We start from the raw sequence: 23,767 nt of genomic DNA, 5'->3' as shown, positions 1-23,767 counted from the left end.
CGAAGGAGGAGACATGGAACAGCAAATCGCCGCGCATGAGCGCGGCCATGCGCCATCGCAGAGCGCGGAGCGGGCGGACTATCGGCTCGTCGAAATCTGGGGCGATACGGTCGACACGCGCCATCTCGCGTGGTCGGTCGTGCTCGGCATCGCAATCAGTTACGGCGCGTTCGCGATTGCCAATCGCGTGCTCGCCGCCTACGTGCCCGACGTCGCGATGGCACGCGCCTACGCGATGCTCGTCGGCCTCGGCGGATGTCTGATCGCGGGCGCGGTCTGCGCGAAGCTCTTCAGGCCGAAGCGCGAAGTGATCGAGGAAGCGCACGGCGCAGCGGGCCGCGAGGAAGTGTTGAAGCAGCTCGCGAGCGAAGCGGGCGGTCTCGGGCGCGTCGCGGACCTGCCGCCGGCCGTCGTCGCGGAAATGAAGGAGCTCGGCCTGTACGAGCTATTCGCCGACTATGAAAAACGCGATGAAAAACGCGAAGGAGCACGCTGATGGAACCGTTCGTCACTCAACTGCTCGTCGCGCTCGGCATGGGGCTGATCGGCGCGATCGTGTTCTCGGGCATCGGCCTCATCTCCGGCACCGATGAAACCACCACGCTCGCGCCGCTCACGCTGCTTGTCGTGTTGCTCGGCGTGCCGCCCGTCGGCGTGTTTTCGTTCTTCATGGCGGGCGCGGTGTCGAAGCACATGACGCACGCGATTCCCACCGCCTTGCTCGGCATTCCCGGCGACACGCTGGCCACGCCGCTGCTCCAGCAAGCGACGATGCTGCGCAATCTCGGCGTGCCGCACATCGCGCTGCGCAAGATGATCTCGGGCGCGATCGTCGCGGCGTTCGTCGCCGTGCCGCTCGCGGTGCTGTTCGCCGTGCTGCTCGCGCCGTTCGGTCCGGTCATCACGAAGGCCGCGCCGTGGGTGTTTCTCGCCGCGTCGATCGCGATCGCGTTCTTCTCGTCGGGGCGCTGGGCCTCGGTGTTGCTGCTCGTCCCGTTCGTGCTGGTGATCGTCGGCTTGCAGGCGCTGACGGGCAAGTACGGCGTGAAGCTGTCCGTGAGCTACTTCCTCGGCATCGCGATCGGGCCGCTCATCGCGGATCTGTTCTCGATCCTCTCGCCCGCCGATCGCGCCCGCATGCGCCGCGAACGCGTACGCACCTTCTCGCTCGCACCGGACGTGAAGGGCTGGAGCGGCTACTTTCCCAATCCGCTGAAAGTGCTCGACGGCCAGCAACGCGGCTGGGTCGCGGCGACGGCCGCCGTATCGAGCGCGACCTTCGTGTTCAGTCCCGTCGCGATGACGGTCGTGCTCGGCGAACTCGTCGGCTCGCGCGTAAAGCATGCGTATCACCGGCTGACGACGGTGATCTCCGCGCGCAACGGCGTGACCGAAGCGACGTATATCGCCGAGGCGCTGATTCCGCTGATCGCATTCGGCCTGCCGCTGAGCCCGGTCGCGGCGGGGCCTGCCGCACCGCTTTTCAACGCACCGCCGCGCTTTTTCGTCGATACGGCCACGGGCCACATCAACAACCTGCACACGATGATGACGACCTGGCAGTTCCTCGGCTTCGGTCTGCTCGCGGTCGTGCTGGCGGCGCTCGTGGCGTATCCGCTGTCGATGAACTACGCGCATCGGGCGGCGTCGTTCGTCGCGAGGAAGCTGAGTCACGAAGCGATCATCGCGACGTTCGTCGGTTTGATCGTCGTGATCAGCGTGTGGGAAGGGCAGTTGCTCGGTCTGCTGGTGATCCTGAGCGTGGGCTTGCTCGGCGGCTTGTTGTCGCGCAACTTCGGCTTCAATACCGGCGTGCAGTTCATGGGGTATTACACGGCGGTGCTGAGCGTGCCTGCGTTGACGAAATTATTCGGCGCATGAAGCACGACGCGGCGCGCGCGCTTCACTGCGAACGCGCCGCGTGCTGCAGACATTCCAGCAACAACGTGGCGGCGGGCGTCAACGGACTGTCCCGCCGCGTCACGACTCTGACGGACACCGCCGGCAACGGATCGGCGATTGGAAAAATAGCGAGTCCCTCGCCGACCCATTGATGTTCGAGCAACGCGGCGGGCAGCGCGGCCAGCGCATCCGATCCGCGCAACAGCCCATGTGCGATGATGAAGCTCGGACACTCGATCACGCGCTTGGGCACCATCAGGCCGCGCTCGGCATATGAATCGAGCAGCGCCTGAGTCGAGCTTTCCGGCGACGGATTCAACAGCCACTCCGCATCCGACAATTCCGCCAGCGACGTGCAATGCCGCAACGGATGATCAGCACGTCCGACGATCGCCGAGCGGCTCTCATACAACTCGATGTGATCGAACTCCGGCGCGAGATGCTCGGGCACGACCACCGCGACGACGAAATCGAGCGAGCCGTCGCGCAAACGCGGCATCGCGACGCCCGGAAAGCCTTCGATGAAACTCACGCGCGCATTCGGCATCTGCCGCCGGAACGCGCGATACGCCTGCGGCAAGATGGACAGCGCGGCGGTCGGCGTGACGGCCGCGCTCACACTGCCCGCGCCAGCGCCTTTCATCTGCGCGATGTCGTCTTCGGCGCGGCGCATCTCGCTCACGATCAGATGCGCGCGCACGCGCAACTGCTGCCCGAACGCGGTCAGTTGCACGCCGCGCGCGGTCCGCAATACGAGCGGCACGCCGAGATCCTGTTCCAGTTCCTTGATGGCCTTCGTCAGCGCCGCCTGCGACAGATGCAGACTGCGCGCGGCCGCGCGGATGCTGCCTTGCTCGGCGGTCGTCAGGAATGCGCGCAACTGGTGGTATTTCATGCTCATGGCGACATCCTAGGGTTAGCACCGACAACCAATAGTCATCACGCATTGAATTTACCGTCTTTTGGTTTGCTTTTCGGCTTTATATGCTTGGGACACGTTGAATCCGCATTGAACAAGGAGTCGTCCCCATGCTGTCAGTCGAGCCCGTCATCCCCGGTATTGCCGCCATCGCGTCGGAATTCGTCGACGTGCGGCGGCGCATTCATGCGCATCCGGAACTTGCGTATGAAGAAACGCAAACCAGCGATCTCGTCGCCGGATTGCTCGCGCAATGGGGCTACGAAGTGCATCGCGGTCTCGGCAAGACGGGCGTGGTCGGCGTGTTGACGGAAGGCGAGGGCGGCAAGCGCATCGGCCTGCGCGCCGACATGGACGCATTGCCGATCGAGGAAACGACGGGCCTGCCGTACGCCAGCCAGCATGCGCGCACCATGCACGCGTGCGGCCACGACGGCCACACCGCGATGCTCCTGTGCGCCGCGCGCTATCTCGCCGAGAGCCGCCAGTTCTCCGGCACGCTGATCGTGATCTTCCAGCCCGCCGAGGAAGGCGAGGCAGGCGCGCGCGCGATGATCGAAGACGGCCTGTTCGAGCAATTCCCGTGCGATGCCGTGTTCGGTCTGCACAACATGCCGGGCTTGCCCGCGGGCGACATGTTCTTCACGCCGGGTCCGGGCATGGCCTCGTCGGACCGCGTGAACATCACCGTGCGCGGTGTCGGCGGGCATGGCGCGATGCCGCACGTCGCGCGCGATCCGATGCCCGCGGTCGCATCGATCATGCTCGGGTTGAACAGCATCGTCGCACGTGAGGTGGATGCGCAAAAGCCCGCGGTCGTCACCGTCGGCAGCGTGCAGGCGGGCGAGGCGTGCAACGTGATTCCGGAAACCGCTTTGCTGAAGCTCTCCGTGCGGGCCCTCGACGCGGGCGTTCGCACGCTGCTGCAGGAGCGCATCACCGCGCTCGTAAATGCGCAGGCGCTCGCGTACGGCTGCACGGCCGAGATCGACTACGAACTCGGCTATCCGGTGCTCGTGAATCACGCCGAACCCACGGTCTTCGCCACCGAAGTCGCGACGAAGATGCTCGGCGCGCAACGCGTCGAGCCCGCCGCGCGGCCGCTGATGGGCAGCGAGGACTTCGCGTTCATGCTGGAAGCCTGTCCGGGCACGTATGCGTGGATCGGCAACGGCATCGGCTCGAAGGGCGGCTGCATGGTTCACAACCCCGGTTACGACTTCAACGACGACATCCTCGCGATCGGCGCGAGCTACTGGGTGCGCCTGGCCGAAGCCTGGCTCGCCGACTGATCGAATGATCCCTTCGGAGCACATCATGAACGCACCCACCCTCGCCAGCGCGCCGGCGAATGCATCGACGCCCAGGAGCCGCGCAGCGCGCACGCGGCTCGTCATGGCGGCGGCCGTCGGCAACGCGCTCGAGTTCTACGACTTCACGGTCTATGCGTTTTTCGCGCTCGTCATCGGCAAGCTGTTCTTTCCGGTGCACGATCCGGTCGGCCAGTTGCTGCTCGCGGTGGCGAGCTTCGGCGTCGGGTTCTTCACGCGGCCTGTGGGCGGCCTGCTGATCGGCATGTACGCCGACCGCGCCGGCCGCAAGAAGGCGATGCTGCTCACGCTCGGCCTGATGGCGCTCGGCACCGCGATGATCGCGGTCGCGCCGACCTTCGCGCAGGCCGGCATCGCCGCGCCGGTCATCCTCGTGATCGCGCGGCTGATTCAGGGCTTCTCGGCGGGCGGCGAAGTGGGCGCATCGACCACGCTGCTGCTCGAACAGGCGCCGTCGAACCGGCGCGGCCTCTATGCGTCGTGGCAGTTCGCGAGCCAGGGTCTTTCGGCGCTCGCGGGCGCGTTGACGGGCGTCGCGCTGACGGCGTCGCTGAGCACGGCGCAACTGGAAAGCTGGGGCTGGCGCGTGCCGTTCATCATCGGCACCGCGATCGTGCCGGTCGGCTGGTGGCTGCGCCGCACGATGGAAGAAGCGCCGCGCGAGAGCGTCGCGGCCGCGCCCAAAGCGCCGAAGATGCCGCTCGTCACGGTGCTGCGCGAACACGGCCGCGCGGTGCTCAACGGTCTCGGCGTCACGATCGGCGGCACGTCGGCGCATTTCATCATCGTGTTCTATCTGTCGATCTACGGCGTGAAGACGCTCGGCCTGCCGGGCTGGACCGCGATGCTCTCGGGCTGCGTATCGGGCGCGATCCTGTTCGTCGTCGCGCCGATCGGCGGCTATCTGTCCGATCGCATCGGCCGCAACCGGCTCATGCAGACGACGCGCATCCTGCTCATGCTCGCGATCTGGCCGGCCTTCGCGCTTCTGAACCAGTCGCCGACCACGGGCACGCTGCTCGCGGTCGTCACGGTGCTCTCGATCGTGCATTCACTCAATGTCGGTCCGACCGGCGCGATGCTCGGCGAACTGTTTCCCCGTTCGGTACGAGCGACGGGCGCGGCGATCGTCTACAGCCTGGGCGTCGCGATCTTCGGCGGCTTCGCGCAATTCTTCGTGACCTCGCTCATCGTCATCACGAAGAGCGTGATGGCGCCCGCTTGGTACGTGATCGGGTGCGGCGTGCTGTCGGTGATCGCGGTGGCGTGCATGCGCGAACGTTCGCAGGAGGCGCTCGACTGATCGTCAAATCTTGCGCTGGACGCGCGCCGGATGCGTGACGAGGTGTATAACTCGACGTATCCGGGTTTTGCAAAAGGCCGCCCGCGCGGCCTTTTTCTACTGGATCCCACACTATGAAGAACGCGCGATAAAAGGGGATATCCAATGCGCAAGCTACGCTCGCAAAGCTGGTTCGGCGGTAACGACAAAGACGCCTTCATCCATCGCTCGTGGATGAAAAACCAGGGCATTCCTCACGATCAGTTCGACGGCCGGCCGGTCATCGGCATCTGCAATACGTGGTCGGAACTCACGCCCTGCAACGCGCATTTCCGCGAGCTCGCCGAATACGTGAAGCGCGGCGTGCGCGAGGCGGGCGGCCTGCCGCTCGAATTCCCCGTGATGTCGCTCGGCGAATCCAATCTGCGCCCCACGGCGATGCTGTTCCGCAATCTCGCGTCGATGGACGTCGAAGAGTCGATTCGCGGCAATCCTATCGATGGCGTGATTCTGCTCGTCGGCTGCGACAAGACCACGCCCGCGCTGCTGATGGGCGCGGCGTCGTGCAATCTGCCGGCGCTCGCCGTATCGGGCGGCCCGATGCTGAACGGCCGTTTTCGCGGCGGCACCATCGGTTCGGGCACGGGCGTGTGGCAGATGTCGGAGGAAGTGCGCGCGGGCACGATGACGCAGGCTGAGTTCGTCGAAGCCGAATCGTGCATGAACCGCTCGCGCGGCCATTGCATGACGATGGGCACCGCTTCCACGATGGCCTCGATGGTCGAATCGCTCGGCATCGGCCTGCCGCACAACGCTGCGATTCCCGCCGTCGATGCGCGCCGTCAGGTGCTCGCGCATGTGGCGGGTCGGCGCATCGTCGAGATGGTCAAAGAGGATCTCACGATGGACAAGATTCTCACGCGCGAGGCCTTCGAGAATGCGATCCGCACCAACGCGGCCATCGGCGGATCGACGAACGCGGTCGTGCATCTGATCGCGCTGGCGAAGCGTATCGGCGTGGAACTGACGCTCGAAGACTGGGAGCTCGGCTCGAACGTGCCGTGTCTCGTGAACCTCCAGCCATCGGGCGAATACCTGATGGAAGACTTCTATTACGCGGGCGGCCTGCCTGCGGTGTTGCGTCAGCTCGGCGAGCAAGGCCTGCTGCATCGCGATGCGCTCACGGTGAATGGCCGCACGCTGTGGGATAACGTCAGCGACGCGCCGAACTACGACGAAAAGGTCATCACGCGATTCGAGCAGCCGTTCAAGCCGCACGCGGGCATCGCGGTGCTGAAGGGCAATCTCGCGCCGAACGGAGCGGTCATCAAGCCATCGGCGGCGACGCAATCCCTGTTGAAGCATCGCGGGCGCGCGGTCGTGTTCGAGAACGTCGAGGAACTCCACGCGAAGGTGGACGACGAATCACTCGATATCGACGAGCACTGCATCATGGTGCTGAAGGGCGCGGGCCCGAAGGGTTATCCGGGCTTCGCGGAAGTCGGCAACATGCCGCTGCCGAAGAAAGTGCTGCAAAAGGGCATCACCGACATGGTCCGCATCTCCGATGGCCGCATGAGCGGCACCGCCTATGGTGCGGTGGTGCTGCACGTCTCGCCGGAAGCGGCGGCGGGCGGTCCGCTCGCGCTCGTGCAGACGGGCGACATGATCGAGCTGGATGTCGAGGCGCGGCGTCTCAATCTCGAAGTCTCCGACGACGAACTGGCGAAGCGCCGCGCCGCATGGCAAGCGCCCGAGTTGCCGAAGCGCGGTTATTACCGGCTGTATGTGGAGCACGTGTTGCAGGCGGATCAGGGTGCGGACCTGGATTTCCTCGTCGGGTCGAGCGGCGCGCCCGTGCCGCGCGATTCCCATTGAGCGGAGGCGATCGATGCCGAATCATCAAACGCCGCCGTCCGGCATGTGGCCGGTGCTCTACGCGTATTTCGACGCGCTGAACCGCATCGACCGCGAGGCCACGCGCAAGCAGATCGACACGACCATCGCGGCGGGCGCGCCCGCGATCGTCACGCTCGGCCTCGCGACCGAAGTGAACCGCCTGTCCGACGATGAAAAGCGCACGATGATCGACGATTGCGCCGCGCATATCGCCGGCCGCGTGCCGCTTGCGGTCACGATCAGCGGCGATACCGTCGAACGTCAGGTCGCGCTCGCCAGCTACGCGCTCGAACGCGGTGCGTCGTGGCTGATCCTTCAGCCGCCATCGATGCGCAATGAACCGGAGTCGTTCTACTACGACTTCTTCGCATCGGTGCTCGAACGAACCGGCGCGAATGCGGGCATCCAGAACGCGCCGGAATATCTGGGCGTGGGCCTGTCGGCGGAATCGATCGCGGCGCTCGCCGCCGAGCGGCCCAACTTTCGCCTGCTGAAAGGCGAAGGCCCGGCCGTGACGATCCGCGCCACCATCGAACGCCTGCGCGCGCTCGATCAGACGCTCGCGGTCTTCAACGGGCGCGGCGGCCAGGAACTCGTCGATAACCTGCGCGCCGGCTGCGACGGCCTGATCGTCGCGCCGGATGCGTTCGATCGACAGGTCGCCATTCATGGCGCCTTCGCCGAAGGACGCGAGGACGAAGCCGAATCGCTCTATGCGCAAGTGCTGCCGGAAATCGCCTTCGTGATGCAGTCCCTGGAAACGCTCACCTGTTACGGCAAGCGCATCGCCGCGTGGCGCATGGGCTTCGACGTGCTGCACGATCGCGGCGCGCGTCCCACGCAGTTCGGCATCGAATGCGCGCGGCGTTTCGCGCAACGGCTCGGTCCGACATCGCGCGTTTTACGCCGATGAATCATCGGGCCGCGCGGCGCGTGAAGCGCTGCTCGATCACCGATGTGCCCCATTGCGTGCCTTCGGCTTCGTCGCTCAATGCGAAGCCGAAGGATTCGTACACGTGGCGCGCGGCGTCGAGACTCTTGAAGGTCCAGAGATAAGTTTCGTCGTAGTGCGCATCGACGAAGTCCATCGCGCGCGACATCAGTTGCCGGCCCACGCCGCTGCCACGCAATGCATCGTCGATGATGAACCAGCGCAGATGCGCGACGCGCGTGGCGAGATCGCCGTCGATCGCGAGCGAACCCAGCGTGCGCTCGCCTTCCATCACGAGCCACAGCGTCTTGCCTTTCGCGGGCAACGCTTCGGCGAACGCGGCCAGTTCCGTCGCGACCCTGCGCTCGAAGAACACGCCGAAGCCCGCATGATGCGCATAGAAGCGCGCGTGCAGCCCCGCGACATCGCCGATGCAACCCGGCCGATATCCCTCGACGATGCGCGCGCTTTCCGTATGCGCGGCGTGCGGCGTCTTGCTCGCGTGATCGCGCGCGAGCGCATCGGCATACAGCGCGAGCGAGCGCACGAGCGCCTGCTGATCTTCCGGAACCATGCGGCGCAGGGCGTCGGATACCTGATCGGTCGCAAACTTGTCGATCCTTCTGCGCAGCTTCTGCCCGGCGGGCGTCAGATAGAGCTCGGAGGAGCGCGCGTCGTCGCTCGATGTTTCGCGCCTGACGAGGCCAGTCGCTTCGAGCCGCGCGATCTGCCGGCTCGCGTTCGACTTGTCGAGCCGCAGGATCGTAGCGATGTCGCGCGCCTGGATGCCGGGCGTCGCGCCGATCTCGATGATCGCGTGTACCGCCGACGGCGCGAGGCCGCTGTCCGCGAGCGTGTTGCGCATGAAGCCCAGTTCGCGCACGAGCTTGCGCGAGAACTCGCGTAGTTCGAGGATGGTGTTATCGCGGGATTGAACGGGTGTGTCGATGAAGTCCATGGCAGCTCCGTCGGTTGCGAAGCGCAACCAAGTACGCTCAATCTAGTTGCGAAGCGCAACTTTTGCAAGCGAAATCGTGCTCCCGAAAATTCTCACCTTTAGCCGCGTTCGCGCGCGAAAGTCTCCGCGCGTTCCGGTTCGGCGGCGCGCAGCAGCACCAGCGCGATGCCGCCCCAGACGAATTCGCGCACGCGCCGCAGCAGCGCGAACGAGAGCGCAGCCTGTCGATCGACGCCGAACGCCGACGCGATGGCGACGATCGTCGCCTCCTGCACGCCGAGGCCCGCTGGCGCGATGAACACCGCGTTGCGCACGGCCTGCGTGAGCGTTTCGATGGCGATTGCGCCAGCGACGGAGACCGGATGGCCGAGCATGTCGAACGCGGCAAAGGCTTCGATCGCGCCGAGCACGTATCCCGCGAACTGCCATGCGAACGCGCGCGCGAGCAGCGGCATCTGCTGCAATAACGTGCGAATGTCGCGATCGAGGCGCTTGCCGTCGAGCTTCGCGGCGAGCGCGTGAGCGGGATCGAGCCAGCGCCGTGCCATCGCTTCGAGACGATGAAACGGCGCGCCCCTGTGCGCAACGACGAACGCCGCCACGCAGACCGGCAGGGATATGACCAGGCCCGCGCCGATCACGTTGCCGATGCCGCTGCCCGAGCCGCTCGCGTGAACGCGCAGCAGAACGAGGCCGAGCATCGCGAGCGCGTATTGCACCGCGATCGTCACGAGCATTTCGACGATCACCGACGCGCTTACGCGGCTCACGTCCGGCAGATAACGCGTGCCGAGCCGGATGCCCGCGAGTTCGCCGCCGATGCCGAGCACCGGCAGCAGGCGTCCGACGGCTTCGCGCACGACCGCGATCCACCAGAGCGCGCTCAGGCTTATGCGCTTGTCGAGCAGAAGCTGCCACGCGCGCGCATCGAGCAGCAACGGCAGCGCGTGCAGCGGCACGAGCCACAACAGCACGGCTCCCGTGCGCGCGATGAGCGCGAACGCGTCCGCGATGCCCTCATGCAATGCGAGCGCAACCAGCAGCGCGATGGCCGCCGGCCAGCGCAGCCACGCGATGCGTTCGAGCCAGGAGGTCATCCGGCCGGCTCCGGCGTGCGGGCGTACCCGAACACATCGGCGAAGCCGCCGTGCATTGCGCCGGTCGATTCGATGGCGCGCGCGACGCGCGGCGAGCACAATGCGGCCAGTTCATCGGCATGGCGATAGTCACGCATCGATGGCGTCAACGGGCCGCCTTGCGTCGCGGGATGGCTGTAGATTTCGAGCACGCCTTCGGGCGCTTGCGCTAGCACGGCGAGCAACGCGGCCTCATCCATGCGACCTGTCGCGGCGATGCCCGCGACCCGGTCGTTATGGACGATGCCTGCGTCATCGAGCCGCTTTTTCATCAGCGCGAGCCAGGGACTGAGAAAGAGCGAGCCGCGTATCTCGCGTGGCAGACGCATCGCGCGCATGCCGAACCGCGGCCCGATTTCGAGAATCAGCGCCAGCACCGTCGGATGCAGATGAAAATGCTTGTGCACGTTGACGTGATCGAGTTCGAGGCCGGTCGCCGCGAAGGCCTTGAATTGCGCGCGGATTTCGATCGCGAGCTGCCGCCGCACGTCCGGCAGAAAGAAGAAGCGCACGGCGTTCCCGAACATCGAGCCTTCGAACGCGCCGCGCGGATCGACGAGATCCGGTATCGACCAGTGCGGCAGCGACGCGGCGCCATCGGTCAGTACGAGATGCAGGCCGACGCGCAGCGCCGGCAGTTCACGCGCGATCTTCACCGCGTCGTAGGCGGCGCGCGCGCCGACCATCAGGCTCGCGCACGTGAGCACGCCCTCGCGATGCGCGCGCGCGACCGCATGGTTCACGCGTTCGTGCAGCCCGAAGTCGTCGGCGGTGACGATGATCCCGCGCACGGCATCAGCCCTCGTGCGCGCGCAGGAAGCGGAAAAACTCGACGCCTTCACGCAGTCGTCGCGTCATCATGTCCCAGCTCGTGAGCATCTCGCGCACGATCTCCCAGATCTTCGACGGGCGGAAATAAAAGCCTTTGTAGAAGCGTTCGAGATCGTGATAGATCTCGTCGCGCGAGAGGTGCGGATAGCCGATCGCGGCAAGCTGCACGCCTTCCTTGCTGACGAGATTGATGACCTTGTTCTCCGCGAGCCAGCCATTCTCCACCGCCTGCTCGTAGAGCGTCGTGCCGGGATAAGGCGCCGCGAGCGAGACCTGGATCGTATGCGGATTGATTTCCTTCGCATATCGGATGGTCTTCTCGATCGTCTCTTTCGTTTCACCCGGCAAGCCGAGGATGAACGTGCCATGCACCTTGATGCCGAGCTTGCGGCAGTCGTCGGCGAAGCGCCGTGCGATATCCGTGCGCAGGCCCTTTTTGATGTTCAGGAGGATTTGATCGTCGCCGGATTCATAGCCCACGAGCAGAAGCCGCAGGCCGTTTTCCTTCATGACCTTGAGCGTCGGATACGGCACGTTCGCCTTGGCGTTGCACGACCACGTGACGCCGAGGCGGCCGAGCCCGCGTGCAAGCTCTTCGACGCGCGGCCTGAAGTCGGTGAAGGTGTCGTCGTCGAACATGATCTCTTTTACTTCGGGCATGTTGTCGCGAATCCACTTCACTTCCGCGAGCACGTTTTCGACCGAGCGCACGCGATAGCGATGTCCGCCCACCGTTTGCGGCCACAGGCAGAACGTGCAGCGCGAACGGCAGCCGCGTCCGGTGTAGATCGATACATACGGATGTTTCAGATAGCCGATGAAATAGTTGTCGATCCTGAGATCGCGCTGGTAGACCGGCGCGACGAACGGTAGCTCGTCCATGTTTTCGAGGATCGGGCGCGCTTCGTTGTGTTCGATCGAGCCATCGGGCAGACGATAGCTGAGTCCCTTGATATCGGCGAACGCGCGGCCCTCGGCGATCTCCTTGCACGTGAAGTCGAATTCCTCGCGGCACACGAAGTCGATCGCCTCGCTCGCAGCGAGCGAACCGTGCGGATCGACGGCCACTTTCGCGCCCACCATGCCGATCATGACGCCCGGCGCGCGCGCCTTCAGCTTCTCGGCGAAGAGCGCATCCGTGGGAAACGAAGGCGTGCTCGTATGGATGATTACCAGCGCGTAGCGCGCGGCGATATCGAGCGTCGCTTCGACGGACAGGCCGTCGGCGGGCGCATCGAGCACGCGTGAACCGGGCACGAGCGCGGCCGGCTGCGCGAGCCACGTCGGATACCAGAACGAGCGGATTTCGCGCCTGGCCTGATAGCGCGAACCGGCGCCGCCGTCGAAGCCGTCGAAGGAGGGCGCCTGGAGAAAGAGCGTGTGCTTCATGGTGCGAGGTCCGGTGAATGCGTCATTGACTGTCGGAGGCGTTGGCGTCGTAGTGTTCGCGCGCGTCGTCGAGCGGCATGCGCACGCCGCGCCACACCACGCTGGATCCGAATAACGCGGCGAGCCATTGCAGCCACATCAGCAGGTCGCGCAACGCAAGGAGCGGAAGGTCGCGCCAGAACGCGCGCCACGAGCGCGCGCCGCGCCTGTGCAGCAAAAGCCGCGCGGAAAGGCCGAGCGACGTGCTCAGATCGACGATGGTGTCCGCGATGCCCTGCGAGATCTCGGTGCCGTGCTCGTAGCCGAGCCCGAGCACGGCGCTGGTCAGAAGCCAGGGCGTGGTGAACGTGACGCACAGGCACGCGAAGCCGAGCGGGTTGAGCGAGCGGATCGTGCGCAGCCAGCGTATTTCGCGGCGCCAGAGCGAGGCGAGATCCTGCTCGATCACATCGGTTGCGACGACCACGTCGGACAACGCCGTGCGCAGGCCGAGCGCGCGTACGCGTTCCGCGAGCCAGTAATCGTCGGCGAGACAGTCGCGCACGGCTTCGAAGCCACCGCTTTTCACGAGCGTGTCGCGCCTGAGCGCGAGCGTCGCGCCGAAGCCGAAGCGGCGCTGCCCGAGCACGTTGGCCACGTGCACGGAAGGCGCGAACCATTCATCGATGAAAAGCCCGCCGATGCGCGACCAGAAGCCGCCCACGCGCCGCGCGCGATACAGGCACGTGACGACGCCGACGTGCGCATCGGCGAGCGGCGCGCTCACGCGCACGAGATAGTCGGGCTCGACGGCGATATCGCTGTCCGCGATCACGATGAGGTCGTGCTTTGCGCGCGCGGCGAGATTGATCAGGTTGCCCACTTTGCGATTGCTGCCGTGCACGGTGCCGTCGATCACGAGTTCGATGTCGCGTTTCGGATAGGCGCGCGCGAGCCGCTCGACGACAGCCGCCGCGGGATCGGATGCGCTCGCCACGCCGAACAGCAGTTGATATGACGGATGCGTCTGCGTGCAGAAGGTTTCGAGGTTGGAGTAAAGGCGCGGTTCGATGCCGCACAGCGGCTTGAGCACGCTGACGGAACCGGACGCTTCGCCGCCGCTGCGCCGCGCGCGGGCCGCACCGCGCAAGCCGGGAAAAAACAGCGCGGCGAGCGTCGCGTGGCACGTCGCGGCGCAGCACAGCGCGATGACGAGCCATTCGAACAAGGAAACCGGATGCGCCGTCATGATCGTCGCGTCCGGATGCAACACATCAACCACGGCATGAGGATCTCCACAGTTGCCTTGCACATCGCAGTGAGTCGAATGTGTGTCGGGAACCCGAAGCCTGCCTTCGCGAACCTTAAGAGATGCTTAGATAAGCGAACGAATGCACATTGAAATATCGATGAAAGGCATGTGTATCATCACGCCTCGAAACGGCCGTGGACGAAAAAAAACCCGGCGCAGAGGCCGGGTGAAGGAGATCGGGCGCGTTTCCGAGGTCACGCCCGACCGCGTGGCACTCTGCAGGATGCCGCCGCGCGCGGACAGGCTTGCGCGGCGCTCAGCCGGGAGCCGGCGGGATGAAGTTCCACATGAAGCTGCACCAGCCAGTCGCCCGGACAGGTTCCGTCGATCACGAGCTCGTGCGCGCTCCATTCGATGCGATGCGCCATGCGGGCGGCATCGAATGCGAGCTTCGCGATGCGCCGCACGACGAGCACGATGCCCATCGCGCTCGCGAGCGTCGCGAAGCGCACTGCGGTGCTTTCCAGCGCATGCACATGGCCGGAGCAGCCGCAGACCGTGAGCCACGCTGCATCCGACGCGGCGATGCACAACGCGATCAGCACCGCATTCGCACGCAGGCAAACGAGTGTGGATGATCGCATCGGCATCTCCGAGGCTGGACGGCCGCGAATCGGCGCGCTCGACGGTATAGTGAGTGAACGAACCTTATGCGATGCTTAAGCCGGACGCGCGCTTCGCCGATATCGGAGGCACATTGTGCGGCGGCGCGCAAAGCTTAAGTGGCGCTTAAGCATGCAGGCCGGACAATCGGCGGCGACGTGTTCGAGCCTGGAGAAAACGCATGCGGCTGTTATTGGTGGAGGACGACGAGATGATCGCGGAAACCGTGCTCGCCGCGTTGCGACGTGCGAGCTACACGGTCGACTGGGCGCAGGACGGCCGGGCCGCGGAGCTTTCGCTCGACAATGGCGTGTACGACCTCGTGCTGCTCGACTTGACCTTGCCCCGGCGCGATGGCCTCGACGTGCTCGCCGCCTATCGCAGCAACGGCGGCGACGCGCCCGTGATGATCCTGACCGCGCGCGATGCCGTCGACGATCGCATCCGCGGCCTCGATGCCGGCGCCGACGACTATCTGATGAAGCCCTTCGATCTCGACGAACTGGCCGCCCGCGTGCGCGCGCTGCTGAGACGCCGCACGGGGCAGAAGCATCCGGTGTATTCGCATGGCGAACTGACGCTCGATCCCGCCGCGCACGAAGCGGCCAAGGGCGGCGTCGCGCTCAATCTCGTGCCGCGCGAGTTCGCGTTGCTGCAGGCGCTGATCGAAGAGCCGTCGCGCGTGTTCCGCCGTTCGGAGCTGGAAGAGAAGCTGTATGGCTGGGGCGAGGAAGTGGGCAGCAACGCGATCGAAGTGCATATCCACAGCTTGCGGCGCAAGATCGGCGCGGAAGAGATCGTGACGGTGCGCGGCGTCGGTTATCGGCTGAAGAGAATCGGATGACATCGATTCGCCGATGGCTGCTCGGATGGCTGATCTGCGGGCTGGGGCTCGCGTGCCTGATCGCGGGCATCGGCATATTCAGCACCGCGCGGCTGGAGGCGGGCGAACTCTTCGATTACGAACTGCGCACCGTCGCGCTCTCGCTGCCGCACAACATCAGCGCCGACGACGTCGCGCAGGGACGCAATCCGGAACTGCACGGCATCGCGGACGACCGGCTCGTCATCGACATATGGGACCGCGCGGGGCGCCTCATCTATCACTCGCCGCGCGAGCCCGCGTTACCGCGCTTCGGCGTCGGCTTCCACTCCGCCGAGCGCGAAGGCATACGCTGGCGCGCGTTCGGCGTCGCGCAGCCCGACCGCTTCGTGCAGGTGTCGCAGCCGTATTCCATTCGCGACGATCTCGCCATCACGCTCGCGCTGCGTGCGATCTGGCCGCTCGCGCTGCTCATTCCGGTGCTCGTCGTGATCGTGCTCGTCGTCGTGGCGCGCGGGCTTGCGCCGGTGCGCGGACTGTCGCATTCGCTCGCGGCGCGTTCGCCGGAATCGCTCGAACCCATCGCGTTCGAAAGGCCGATGCCGGATGAACTGCGACCGCTCGTCGACGCGCTGAACGATCTGCTCGCGCGTCTGAACGAGGCGTCGCAGGCGCAGCGCACGTTCGTCGCGGACGCGGCGCATGAACTGCGCACGCCGCTCACCGCGCTCAAGCTGCAGATTCAGGGCGCGACCGGCGACGGCTCGCTTCGGGTCGATGCCGCGACGCTCGCCAAGATCGACGGCCGCCTGAACCGCCTCATCCATCTCGCGCAACAACTGCTCAGCATGGCGCGCGAAGATGCCGCGCGCGAAGCGGCCATCTTGCCGATGAGCCTGCGCACGCTGTGCGAGACGCGCGTCGGCGATTTTTCGTTGCTGGCGGAAGCGCGCTCGATCGACCTCGGCCTCGAACTCGAACAGGCGCTCGACGATCACGACGCGTTCACCATCATGGGCGACACGCACGCGCTTGCCGTGCTCATCAACAACCTGCTCGATAACGCGATCCGTCATACGCCGCACGGCGGACGTGTCGATGTGATGCTGCGGCGCGATACGGACGGCATTTCGCTGACCGTGCTCGATTCGGGAACCGGCATTCCGGAAAGCGAAATCGATCGCGTGTGTGACCGTTTTTATCGCTGCGCGGGCACGACGGGGCATGGCGGCGGGCTTGGACTCGCGATCGCGTTGCGCGTCGCGCAACGGCATCATGCGACGCTCGACGTGAGGAATCGCGCCGGGGCGAGCGGGCTTGTCGTGGCGGTGCGCGGATTGCGCGCGGTCGCGGCGACGGCGCGCGCGAAAGATATCCTCGGCGGAATGCATGCCTGAATGAAAGCGCAAGAAGCGGGGCGTGGCGCGCGTCGGGCGCGCCGAAGCTTGCTGTTTCATCCTCATGACGGGTCTATCATGAAGAAGCTCGTTCTTCTGTGCGCATGTCTCGCGTGGATCGGCGCCACGCATGCGACTGACGCAGCCGCGCCTGCCTCGACCTCGCGTGAGACATCCGAACCCAAAACCCTCAAGGAGCGCCTCGGCGACAAGGCGAGCGACGAGCAGCGCGTGGACAATTGCCATGTGCCGGCGGACCGACGCGGCACGAAAGTTCGTCCCGATACCTGCGCGCACTGAAACAGCGCGAATGTGGTACCTTTTCGTGATGAACCATCTGGTACAAATTCGAGGAATCCGCCATGTCGTCCACCCAAGCATCCTCCGTCCTGCGCCTCGGCATTCTCGGCGGCGCGAACATCGCCCGACAATTCACGCGTGACGTCAAGCCGAGCCAGACCGTGCGTGTCGACGCGGTCGCGAGCCGCAGCGACGAAAGCGCCAAAGCCTTCGCCGACGCGAACGGCATCGAACGCTGGTTCGGCAGCTACGACGCGCTGCTCGCGAGCCCGGATATCGACGCCATCTATCTTCCGTTGCCCAACAGCCTGCATGCCGAATGGGCGATCAAGGCCGCGGACCACGGCAAGCACATCCTCTGCGAGAAGCCGCTCGCGCTCGATCGCGATGAAGCCGTGCGCATGTTCGAAGCCGCCGATCGCAACGGCGTGATGCTGCTCGAAGCGTTTCCGTATTACTTCCAGCCGCAGACCGCCGCGATGATGACGCTGATCGGCGAAGGCGCGATCGGCGACGTGCGCGCGATTCAGGCGAGCTTTGGCTTCACGGTGGGCAATCCCGGCGCGAACATCCGCATGAAGCCGGAGCTCGGCGGCGGCGCGCTGCTCGATGCGGGCAGCTATCCGCTGAGCCTGATTCGCCTCGTGATGGGTTGCGCGCCGCAACGCGTCGAAGCGGTCGCGACGTGGGCCGACAGCCGTGTCGACATCAGCCTCATGGCGACGCTCATCTATGCCGATGGCCGCCGCGCGCAAGTCTCGTGCTCGATGGACGCGGCCAATCATCGTTACGCGACGCTGATCGGCACGCAGGGCACCATCGATACCGAGTACCTGAATCACACGAGCGCAGAGCCGCGCGGCGATCAGTACGGCTATCTGCCGAGCCAGTTGCGCGTGCGGCGCGGCATTCCGAATTCAGTGCCGTTCGAGACAGTGGCGTCGGAGCCCGGCAGCGGCTTTTTCTTCACCGCGGAAAGCTTCGCGCGCATGATCGCGACGGGCGACGCCGCCGCGATCGAGTACTACGCGCAGGTGAGTCTCGACAACGCGGCGACGCTCGCGGCGATCATCGACAGCGCGCGTCGCGAAGCGCCCGTCACGCTCAACGCTTGACGATCACCACTTCCATATACTCGCTCGGCACCACGAGCGAGGACGTTCCCGCCACGTTGCAGCGCTCCAGCAAGCCGGCGATATCGCGTTCGAGATCCGCCTGTTTCGCGGCGTCGAGCGCGGCGAACGCGCGATGCACCGGGCCGTAGAAATCGCGGAACACCTGAATCCAGTGCGCGCCCGATTCATAACGCATGTTGAAGTGCTTGCGCACGCAACGAATGTCGGCGGCCTGGGCGCCGAACAGCGCCACGAGATGCGGCTCGGTGCCCCATAGCGCGGGCGATTGCAGGCCCGCGGGCGGCGGCACGTAAGCGCCGATGATCTTGAAGAGCTGGCCGATGAATCCCTCGGGCGTCCAGTTCGCCATGCCGATGCGTCCGCCGCTTTTCGCCACGCGCAACATCTCGCTCGCGGGGCGCGTGTGATCGGGCGTGAACATCGCGCCGAAGGTGGACAGCACGACATCGAAACTGCCGTCGTCGAAGGGCAGGTCTTCCGCATCGGCCACCTTGAAATCGACGGCGAGTCCTTCGGCTTGCGCGCGTGCGCGGCCCTTTTCCAGCAGCGCGGGCACGTAATCGGTCGAGGTCACGTGCGCGAAACGGCGCGCGGCGGCGAGCGTCGCGTTGCCGTTGCCGGCGGCGATGTCGAGCACGCGTTCGCCCGCGCGCAGGTCGATCGATTCGGCGAGCATCTCGCCGACGATCTGCAAAGTCGTGCCGATCACGGCAAAGTCTCCGCTGGCCCAGGTGGCTTGCTGCCGGGTCTTGATCGCGGCGAAGTCGGGTCGTGCGGTGTTCGGTTCGTCGCAAACAGCGGATGTATTCAACGCATGCATGGTTCCGTCTCCAGATTCCAGATGAGGGGTCGAGCATCGCCCTGATGGCGGGCACAGGCAGTATCCCGTTACCATCGCATCGACGCCTGTCCGCGAGTCGCCGCGAATTGCCCGATCGTCCGCTTCTCGTCCGCTTCTCGCTCGCTTCATATTCGCTGCGGCGTCGCGTTGCTTTCGATCGACGGGAGCCGACATGAGCCATGACATCCTTTCCGATGTGCTGCGCACGGTGCGCCTGCGCGGCGCGCTCTTCTTTCACGTGAGCGGCAACCGCAACTGGGCCGCGGCGGCGCCCGCCGCGTGCGATATCGCGGCCATCGTCATGCCGGAATGCGAGCACGTGATGGAGTATCACGTCGTGACGCGCGGCAGTTGCTGGGGCGCGATCGACGGCGAAGCGCCGGTGCGGCTCGCGAGCGGCGACATCATCGTGTTTCCGCACGGCGACGCCCACGTGATTTCGAGCGCGCCCGGCATGCGCGCGGAAGTGGACGTCGCGGCGCTGTCGACGAAGATCGATCAGTTGCCCTTCGCACTGACCTTCGACGCGGTCGAAGCGGGCAACAATCCGTGCCCCGACGACATCTACGAAACGATGCTCGTGTGCGGCTTTCTCGGCTGCGATCTGCGGCCGTTCAATCCGCTGATCGCCACCTTGCCGAGGCTCCTTCATCTGAAGGAAAGCGGCGGTCATGGCTGGATCAATCACTTCATGCAGCAGGCGGTGGTCGAGTCGCGCCATAAGCGGCCGGGCGGCGAAGCGATGCTCGAACGCATGAGCGAAATGATGTTCGTCGATGCGGTGCGCCGTTATGTCGACGTGCTGCCCGAGGAAAGCCGCGGCTGGCTCGCGGGCCTGCGCGATCGTTTCGTCGGCCGCGCGCTCGCCGTGATGCACGACGCGCCCGCGCACGAATGGACTGTCGAAGAACTCGGCGAGCGCGTGGGTCTCTCGCGCTCGGCGCTGCATGAGCGTTTCGTCGACATGATCGGACTGCCGCCGATGCAGTATCTCGTCAACTGGCGCATGCAGGTCGCGGCCGGCCTCTTGCGTAATACGAATGCGACGATCGCGGCCGTGGCGCAGGACGTCGGTTACGCGTCAGAGGCGGCGTTCATCCGCGCGTTCAAACGTCTCGTCGGCAAGCCGCCCGCGACGTGGCGGCGCGAGAAAACGCGCGTGGAAGCGGTGACGCATTCGGCTTGACGTCGAACTAGTCTCTGACTAGAGTCAGAGATATGAACCCGACCGACATCAGCCAGATTCGCAGCTTCAATCGCACCGTTGCCGATGGCATCGGCGCGCTCAACGACCACTTTCTCGGGCGCGGCCGTCCGATGGGCGAGTCGCGGCTTCTCTGGGAGATCGGCGCGCAAGGCGTCGATCTTCGCGTGCTGCGCGAGCGTCTCGGTCTCGACTCGGGCTATCTGAGCCGCACGCTCGCCGCGCTGGAGCGGCAAGGGCTTGTCGCGGTCGAGTCGCGTCCCGACGACCGCAGGGTGCGCCGCGCCAGTCTGACCGAAGCGGGCCGCGCCGAACGCGATGAACTGGAACGGCTATCGGATGCGGTCGCCGGCGGCATGCTCGCGCCGTTGAACGACGCGCAGCGCCAGCGGCTGATCGCGGCGATGGCCGAAGTCGAGCGGCTGCTTCAGCCGTCGCTGGTGCGCTTCGCAATCGAAGATCCGGCGAGCATCGATGCGCGATGGTGCATCGATCAATACTTCGCGGAGCTGAACGCGCGCTTCGATGCGGGCTTCGATCCGTCGCTCAGCCTGTCCGCCGATGCGCGCGAACTGACCGCGCCGCACGGCGCGCTGATCGTGGCGAGGCTGCGCGGCGCGGCGCTCGGTTGTGTCGCGCTCAAGTTTCACGGCGACGCGCCAGCCGAATTGAAACGAATGTGGGTGAGCGCGGACGCGCGCGGACTGGGCCTCGGACGGCGCCTGCTCGACGAGGCCGAACGGCACGCGAGCGAGCGCGGCGCGAAGCGCCTGCGTCTCGAAACCAACCGGACGCTCAAAGAGGCGATCAGGCTGTATCGGCAATCGGGGTATGTCGAGGTCGACGCGTTCAGCGCAGAGCCTTACGCGGATCACTGGTTCGAGAAAGCATTGCGCTGACGCGATTCGTCAGTGCTGTCCCGTCAGCGCGATGACGAGATCGAGGAACGCGCGCGTCTTCGCCGGCGGATGATGCCGCGACGGATAGAACGCGTAGAGCGGAAAGCGCTCGTCGGGCCAGTCGGGGAAAAGGTCGATCAGCTTGCCATCGGCGAGCAGGTGTTCATGACCGAGCGCGAGAATCTGCGCGATGCCATAGCCCGAGAGCAGCGTGCTCAGCATCGTGCCGGGATCGTTGAGCGTGAGACGGCCGCGCGTCTCCACGGTGATGCGCTTTCTCTTGCGATGAAACTCCCAGACGAACGGCCGCCCCGTTTCGGGGTCGCGAAACTCGATGCAGGCGTGCGCGTCGTCGGCGAGCGCTTGCGGGGTCGCGGGCTTGCCGCAACGTTTGAGATACGACGGCGCGGCGACGGTGCGCACCGGCGTATCGAGCAGCTTGCGCGCGACGAGGCTCGATTCGCGCGGCTCGCCGAAACGGATGGCGAGATCGAAGCCGTCGGCGATCATGTCGCCGAGACGGTCGCTCGTGATGAGTTCCAGTTGCAGTTCGGGATGCGCTTTCAGAAACGCATCGAGCTTCGGGCCGAGCAGCAGCCGCGAGAAGATCGGATCGACATTCACGCGCAGGCGCCCGCGCACGGCCGTGGCGCCCTCCGATGCGGTGGCCGCCGCTTCCTCTAGCCCCGCGAGATGCGGCATCACGTGCGCAAAGAAACGCCGGCCTTCATCGGTGAGGGAGACGCTGCGCGTCGTGCGGTCGAACAGGCGTATCTTCAGACGCGCTTCGAGCCGCGCGATCGCGCGGCTCACGCCCGGTTGCGACATGCCGAGCCGCTCGCCCGCCGCGGCGAACGTGCCCGCATCGACGATCGCGGCGAACACGCCGATGCCGTTGAGGGTGCGTTCGTTGAAACCCGCCATTCATGCCTCCGTGTCATCGATGAGATGGCATTGATGTTATCGCGAAACGAACGCCCCAAAAAAAACGGGCCCCGAAGGGCCCGGCAAATCACTCCAGCACAGTCATCGTTACGCGTGGTGCGCCTTGGCGACTTTTTCCACGGAGATCGAGTCGGCACGCAGACGCTCGTATTCCTGCTCGCTCATCGGCACTGCATCCTTCTTGCCCAGGTCGTTCAGGCGGATGCGATAGGTTTCACGCGCCGAGTACGCTGCGATCGCCGCGATGATCGTCACGCCGAACGCAATCGAGCCGACGATCACCGGGATGTTGTTCGATCCCGGCGGCGCCACGGCTGCGAACAGCGCGGGCAGCAGCGCGGTGATCGTCGTGCCGATGTTCTGTGCAATCGCCATCGCCGAAACACGCGAGCGGGTCGGGAACAGTTCCGGGTAGAAGCTCGGGAAGATCGCGTTGTAGCCCTGGTACACGACACCCCACATCAGGATCGACATCGCGAAAGCGAGCGGCACGCTGCGGATGCTGATCGCGTAAAGATAGGCGAAGGCGAGCACACCCGAGAGCAGCGCACCGACGATGATCGGCGGCTTGCGGCCGATCTTGTCCGACAGATTGCCGACGAACGGAATCACCAGCACCGCGACGATGTTGCCGACCACCGGAATCCACAGATACACGCTCTTGTGGAAGCCGACGCCGTACGAAGCCTGCACCGCATACGCCGCACCGAAGATCGTCGCGACCACCGGAATCACGTTCATCAGCGCCATGCAGACGACGCGGATCATGTCGGGCGTGCTGTTGGCGAACGCTTCCTTGATCGGCGACTTCGGCAGATCGCCGTGCGACTCTTCGGACGTGAACGCCGGGGTTTCGTGTACTTCCTTACGGATGATGTAGCCCGCGACCAGCACGAAGGCCGACAGCAGGAACGGAATGCGCCAGCCCCACGAATTGAACATGTCTTCCGGCATGAACATGGCGAGCGGGAGGAACACGGCGGCGGCGAGAATCTGGCCGGCCTGCACGCCCTGCAGCGTGAAGCTCGCGTAGAAACCGCGGCGTCCGAACGGTGCGTGCTCGAGAATCATCGAGCTTGCGCCGGAGATTTCACCAGCCACCGCGAAGCCCTGGACCAGACGCAGCACGACCAGCAATGCCGGAGCCAGCATGCCGACGCTGTGATACGTCGGCAGCAGACCAACGGCCATCGTCGAGAACCCCATCAGGAACATGCAGATCAGCAGCACGTTCTTGCGGCCGTGCGTATCGCCCAGATGGCCGAGCACGAATGCGCCGATCGGACGGGCGACATAACCCACGCCGTAGGTCGCGAGCGACGCGATGATCGCCACTTTCGGATTGCCCGAAGGGAAGAACAACTGCGGGAAAATGAGCGCTGCCGCCTGGGCGTAGATGAAGAAGTCGTAATACTCCAGCGCCGAGCCGATCCAGCCGCTCGCAGTCGCTTTTTTCGCCTGGCGTCCGCCGTGCGCGTCGTCCTTGGGGCTAGCCATAGAGATGTCTCCGAAATGGGTTTATGGAGTTGAGCCTGGGAACCTGATCGAGCGGCGGTCGGTGCATTCGTCTCACCGGAATTTCGCGTCGCTCTGAAAGTGATTGGAGAATAAGAGCGCAACCCCTTTGGATCAACGCTTTATGATAAATTTTGCGCGATTATCGTACGCGAGTGTCCGATAATCGATCACTTTGGGGGTTAGCACTAGCAAATGGCTTTGATGGAGCGCCGAAACAAGCCGTCATCCATAA

Annotated in this window: 22 protein-coding genes; 12 read left to right on the top strand and 10 right to left on the bottom strand. The window is 65.4% G+C overall.

Annotated elements, in window-relative coordinates; all coding sequences use genetic code 11:
* The first annotated feature begins 13 nt into the window (after positions 1-13).
* Complete coding sequence (locus AWB80_RS13090; RefSeq protein WP_061175090.1) at positions 14-496, top strand: hypothetical protein; 483 nt, start codon at positions 14-16, stop codon at positions 494-496.
* Positions 496-1,881 carry a tripartite tricarboxylate transporter permease gene (locus tag AWB80_RS13085; protein WP_061175089.1) on the top strand — a complete coding sequence of 462 codons (1,386 nt, stop codon included), beginning with the start codon at positions 496-498 and terminating at the stop codon, positions 1,879-1,881. The genes AWB80_RS13090 and AWB80_RS13085 overlap by 1 nt, the downstream gene beginning before the upstream one ends.
* A 22-nt stretch (positions 1,882-1,903) precedes the next feature.
* Here AWB80_RS13085 and AWB80_RS13080 read toward each other — a convergent pair whose 3' ends face one another.
* The gene (locus AWB80_RS13080; RefSeq protein WP_061175253.1) at positions 1,904-2,797 is read right to left on the bottom strand and encodes a LysR substrate-binding domain-containing protein; all 894 of its coding nucleotides are present in this window, start codon (positions 2,795-2,797) and stop codon (positions 1,904-1,906) included.
* A gap of 134 nt (positions 2,798-2,931) precedes the next feature.
* Here AWB80_RS13080 and AWB80_RS13075 point away from each other — a divergent pair, with 134 nt between their 5' ends.
* The 4 genes from AWB80_RS13075 (at position 2,932) to AWB80_RS13060 (ending at position 8,246) form a co-directional block, all read left to right on the top strand.
* Positions 2,932-4,113 (top strand): M20 aminoacylase family protein, encoded by a 1,182-nt coding sequence (locus AWB80_RS13075; protein ID WP_061175088.1) that lies wholly within the window; start codon positions 2,932-2,934, stop codon positions 4,111-4,113.
* Positions 4,114-4,138: 25 nt separating this feature from the next.
* Positions 4,139-5,455 carry an MFS transporter gene (locus AWB80_RS13070; RefSeq protein WP_061175252.1) on the top strand — a complete coding sequence of 439 codons (1,317 nt, stop codon included), beginning with the start codon at positions 4,139-4,141 and terminating at the stop codon, positions 5,453-5,455.
* A gap of 144 nt (positions 5,456-5,599) precedes the next feature.
* Entirely contained in the window at positions 5,600-7,312 is a 1,713-nt protein-coding gene (locus AWB80_RS13065; protein WP_061175087.1) for an IlvD/Edd family dehydratase, read from the top strand.
* A 13-nt stretch (positions 7,313-7,325) separates the two neighbouring features.
* Positions 7,326-8,246 carry a dihydrodipicolinate synthase family protein gene (locus tag AWB80_RS13060; RefSeq protein ID WP_208635644.1) on the top strand — a complete coding sequence of 307 codons (921 nt, stop codon included), beginning with the start codon at positions 7,326-7,328 and terminating at the stop codon, positions 8,244-8,246.
* Position 8,247: 1 nt separating this feature from the next.
* Here the strand turns inward: AWB80_RS13060 and AWB80_RS13055 are convergent, their stop codons facing one another.
* From AWB80_RS13055 to AWB80_RS13030, 6 genes are all read right to left on the bottom strand, one after another.
* The gene (locus AWB80_RS13055; RefSeq protein ID WP_061175086.1) at positions 8,248-9,222 is read right to left on the bottom strand and encodes a bifunctional helix-turn-helix transcriptional regulator/GNAT family N-acetyltransferase; all 975 of its coding nucleotides are present in this window, start codon (positions 9,220-9,222) and stop codon (positions 8,248-8,250) included.
* A 98-nt stretch (positions 9,223-9,320) separates the two neighbouring features.
* Positions 9,321-10,319: a lysylphosphatidylglycerol synthase domain-containing protein gene (locus tag AWB80_RS13050; RefSeq protein WP_087131236.1), complete on the bottom strand. Its 999-nt coding sequence runs from the start codon at positions 10,317-10,319 to the stop codon at positions 9,321-9,323.
* A complete protein-coding gene (hpnK, locus tag AWB80_RS13045; RefSeq protein ID WP_061175085.1) occupies positions 10,316-11,149 on the bottom strand; it encodes a hopanoid biosynthesis-associated protein HpnK in 834 nt (277 codons plus the stop codon). Before hpnK ends, AWB80_RS13050 begins: the two co-directional genes overlap by 4 nt.
* Positions 11,150-11,153: 4 nt before the next feature.
* Positions 11,154-12,578, bottom strand: a complete 1,425-nt coding sequence (gene hpnJ, locus AWB80_RS13040) for a hopanoid biosynthesis associated radical SAM protein HpnJ (protein ID WP_061175084.1) — start codon at positions 12,576-12,578, stop codon at positions 11,154-11,156.
* 22 nt (positions 12,579-12,600) lie between these two features.
* A complete protein-coding gene (gene hpnI / locus AWB80_RS13035) occupies positions 12,601-13,806 on the bottom strand; it encodes a bacteriohopanetetrol glucosamine biosynthesis glycosyltransferase HpnI (RefSeq protein WP_061175250.1) in 1,206 nt (401 codons plus the stop codon).
* A gap of 257 nt (positions 13,807-14,063) precedes the next feature.
* Positions 14,064-14,453, bottom strand: a complete 390-nt coding sequence (locus tag AWB80_RS13030) for a hypothetical protein (protein ID WP_143328022.1) — start codon at positions 14,451-14,453, stop codon at positions 14,064-14,066.
* A 200-nt stretch (positions 14,454-14,653) separates the two neighbouring features.
* On the opposite strand from AWB80_RS13030, the gene AWB80_RS13025 reads away from it, so the two are divergent.
* From AWB80_RS13025 to AWB80_RS13010, 4 genes are all read left to right on the top strand, one after another.
* Positions 14,654-15,316: a response regulator gene (locus AWB80_RS13025; protein ID WP_061175082.1), complete on the top strand. Its 663-nt coding sequence runs from the start codon at positions 14,654-14,656 to the stop codon at positions 15,314-15,316.
* The gene (locus AWB80_RS13020; protein ID WP_061175081.1) at positions 15,313-16,692 is read left to right on the top strand and encodes an ATP-binding protein; all 1,380 of its coding nucleotides are present in this window, start codon (positions 15,313-15,315) and stop codon (positions 16,690-16,692) included. The genes AWB80_RS13025 and AWB80_RS13020 overlap by 4 nt, the downstream gene beginning before the upstream one ends.
* 78 nt (positions 16,693-16,770) lie before the next feature.
* Positions 16,771-16,992, top strand: a complete 222-nt coding sequence (locus tag AWB80_RS13015) for a hypothetical protein (protein WP_244206490.1) — start codon at positions 16,771-16,773, stop codon at positions 16,990-16,992.
* A gap of 62 nt (positions 16,993-17,054) precedes the next feature.
* Positions 17,055-18,107, top strand: a complete 1,053-nt coding sequence (locus AWB80_RS13010; protein WP_061175079.1) for a Gfo/Idh/MocA family protein — start codon at positions 17,055-17,057, stop codon at positions 18,105-18,107.
* Here the strand turns inward: AWB80_RS13010 and AWB80_RS13005 are convergent.
* Entirely contained in the window at positions 18,097-18,948 is an 852-nt protein-coding gene (locus AWB80_RS13005; RefSeq protein WP_061175078.1) for a class I SAM-dependent methyltransferase, read from the bottom strand. The two genes, AWB80_RS13010 and AWB80_RS13005, sit on opposite strands and share 11 nt — an antisense overlap.
* 193 nt (positions 18,949-19,141) lie before the next feature.
* Here AWB80_RS13005 and AWB80_RS13000 point away from each other — a divergent pair, with 193 nt between their 5' ends.
* The gene (locus AWB80_RS13000; RefSeq protein WP_061175077.1) at positions 19,142-20,155 is read left to right on the top strand and encodes an AraC family transcriptional regulator; all 1,014 of its coding nucleotides are present in this window, start codon (positions 19,142-19,144) and stop codon (positions 20,153-20,155) included.
* Between the two features lie 32 nt (positions 20,156-20,187).
* Complete coding sequence (locus AWB80_RS12995; protein WP_061175076.1) at positions 20,188-21,072, top strand: bifunctional helix-turn-helix transcriptional regulator/GNAT family N-acetyltransferase; 885 nt, start codon at positions 20,188-20,190, stop codon at positions 21,070-21,072.
* A 9-nt stretch (positions 21,073-21,081) separates the two neighbouring features.
* On the opposite strand, the gene AWB80_RS12990 is transcribed toward AWB80_RS12995, so the two are convergent.
* Complete coding sequence (locus AWB80_RS12990) at positions 21,082-21,996, bottom strand: LysR family transcriptional regulator (RefSeq protein ID WP_061175075.1); 915 nt, start codon at positions 21,994-21,996, stop codon at positions 21,082-21,084.
* A gap of 108 nt (positions 21,997-22,104) precedes the next feature.
* Entirely contained in the window at positions 22,105-23,514 is a 1,410-nt protein-coding gene (locus AWB80_RS12985) for an MFS transporter (RefSeq protein ID WP_061175074.1), read from the bottom strand.
* Between the last annotated feature and the right edge of the window lie 253 nt (positions 23,515-23,767).

Source organism: Caballeronia pedi (assembly GCF_001544915.2).
Lineage (GTDB): Bacteria > Pseudomonadota > Gammaproteobacteria > Burkholderiales > Burkholderiaceae > Caballeronia > Caballeronia pedi.
Note: the sequence above shows the minus strand (reverse complement) of the source record. Positions and strands in the feature narration are given on the sequence as shown.

Excerpts from the sequence above, each read along its gene's own strand:
- AWB80_RS13020 (WP_061175081.1), top strand. The coding sequence starts at position 15,313 with ATGACATCGATTCGCCGATGGCTGCTCGGATGGCTGATCTGCGGGCTG.
- AWB80_RS12985 (WP_061175074.1), bottom strand. The coding sequence starts at position 23,514 with ATGGCTAGCCCCAAGGACGACGCGCACGGCGGACGCCAGGCGAAAAAA.
- AWB80_RS13015 (WP_244206490.1), top strand. The coding sequence starts at position 16,771 with ATGAAGAAGCTCGTTCTTCTGTGCGCATGTCTCGCGTGGATCGGCGCC.
- AWB80_RS12990 (WP_061175075.1), bottom strand. The coding sequence starts at position 21,996 with ATGGCGGGTTTCAACGAACGCACCCTCAACGGCATCGGCGTGTTCGCC.
- AWB80_RS13060 (WP_208635644.1), top strand. The coding sequence starts at position 7,326 with ATGCCGAATCATCAAACGCCGCCGTCCGGCATGTGGCCGGTGCTCTAC.
- hpnI (WP_061175250.1), bottom strand. The coding sequence starts at position 13,806 with ATGACGGCGCATCCGGTTTCCTTGTTCGAATGGCTCGTCATCGCGCTG.
- AWB80_RS13005 (WP_061175078.1), bottom strand. The coding sequence starts at position 18,948 with ATGCATGCGTTGAATACATCCGCTGTTTGCGACGAACCGAACACCGCA.
- hpnJ (WP_061175084.1), bottom strand. The coding sequence starts at position 12,578 with ATGAAGCACACGCTCTTTCTCCAGGCGCCCTCCTTCGACGGCTTCGAC.
- AWB80_RS13050 (WP_087131236.1), bottom strand. The coding sequence starts at position 10,319 with ATGACCTCCTGGCTCGAACGCATCGCGTGGCTGCGCTGGCCGGCGGCC.
- AWB80_RS13030 (WP_143328022.1), bottom strand. The coding sequence starts at position 14,453 with ATGCGATCATCCACACTCGTTTGCCTGCGTGCGAATGCGGTGCTGATC.
- AWB80_RS13055 (WP_061175086.1), bottom strand. The coding sequence starts at position 9,222 with ATGGACTTCATCGACACACCCGTTCAATCCCGCGATAACACCATCCTC.
- AWB80_RS13075 (WP_061175088.1), top strand. The coding sequence starts at position 2,932 with ATGCTGTCAGTCGAGCCCGTCATCCCCGGTATTGCCGCCATCGCGTCG.
- AWB80_RS12995 (WP_061175076.1), top strand. The coding sequence starts at position 20,188 with ATGAACCCGACCGACATCAGCCAGATTCGCAGCTTCAATCGCACCGTT.
- AWB80_RS13080 (WP_061175253.1), bottom strand. The coding sequence starts at position 2,797 with ATGAAATACCACCAGTTGCGCGCATTCCTGACGACCGCCGAGCAAGGC.
- AWB80_RS13085 (WP_061175089.1), top strand. The coding sequence starts at position 496 with ATGGAACCGTTCGTCACTCAACTGCTCGTCGCGCTCGGCATGGGGCTG.
- AWB80_RS13070 (WP_061175252.1), top strand. The coding sequence starts at position 4,139 with ATGAACGCACCCACCCTCGCCAGCGCGCCGGCGAATGCATCGACGCCC.
- AWB80_RS13065 (WP_061175087.1), top strand. The coding sequence starts at position 5,600 with ATGCGCAAGCTACGCTCGCAAAGCTGGTTCGGCGGTAACGACAAAGAC.
- AWB80_RS13025 (WP_061175082.1), top strand. The coding sequence starts at position 14,654 with ATGCGGCTGTTATTGGTGGAGGACGACGAGATGATCGCGGAAACCGTG.
- AWB80_RS13000 (WP_061175077.1), top strand. The coding sequence starts at position 19,142 with ATGAGCCATGACATCCTTTCCGATGTGCTGCGCACGGTGCGCCTGCGC.
- AWB80_RS13090 (WP_061175090.1), top strand. The coding sequence starts at position 14 with ATGGAACAGCAAATCGCCGCGCATGAGCGCGGCCATGCGCCATCGCAG.
- AWB80_RS13010 (WP_061175079.1), top strand. The coding sequence starts at position 17,055 with ATGTCGTCCACCCAAGCATCCTCCGTCCTGCGCCTCGGCATTCTCGGC.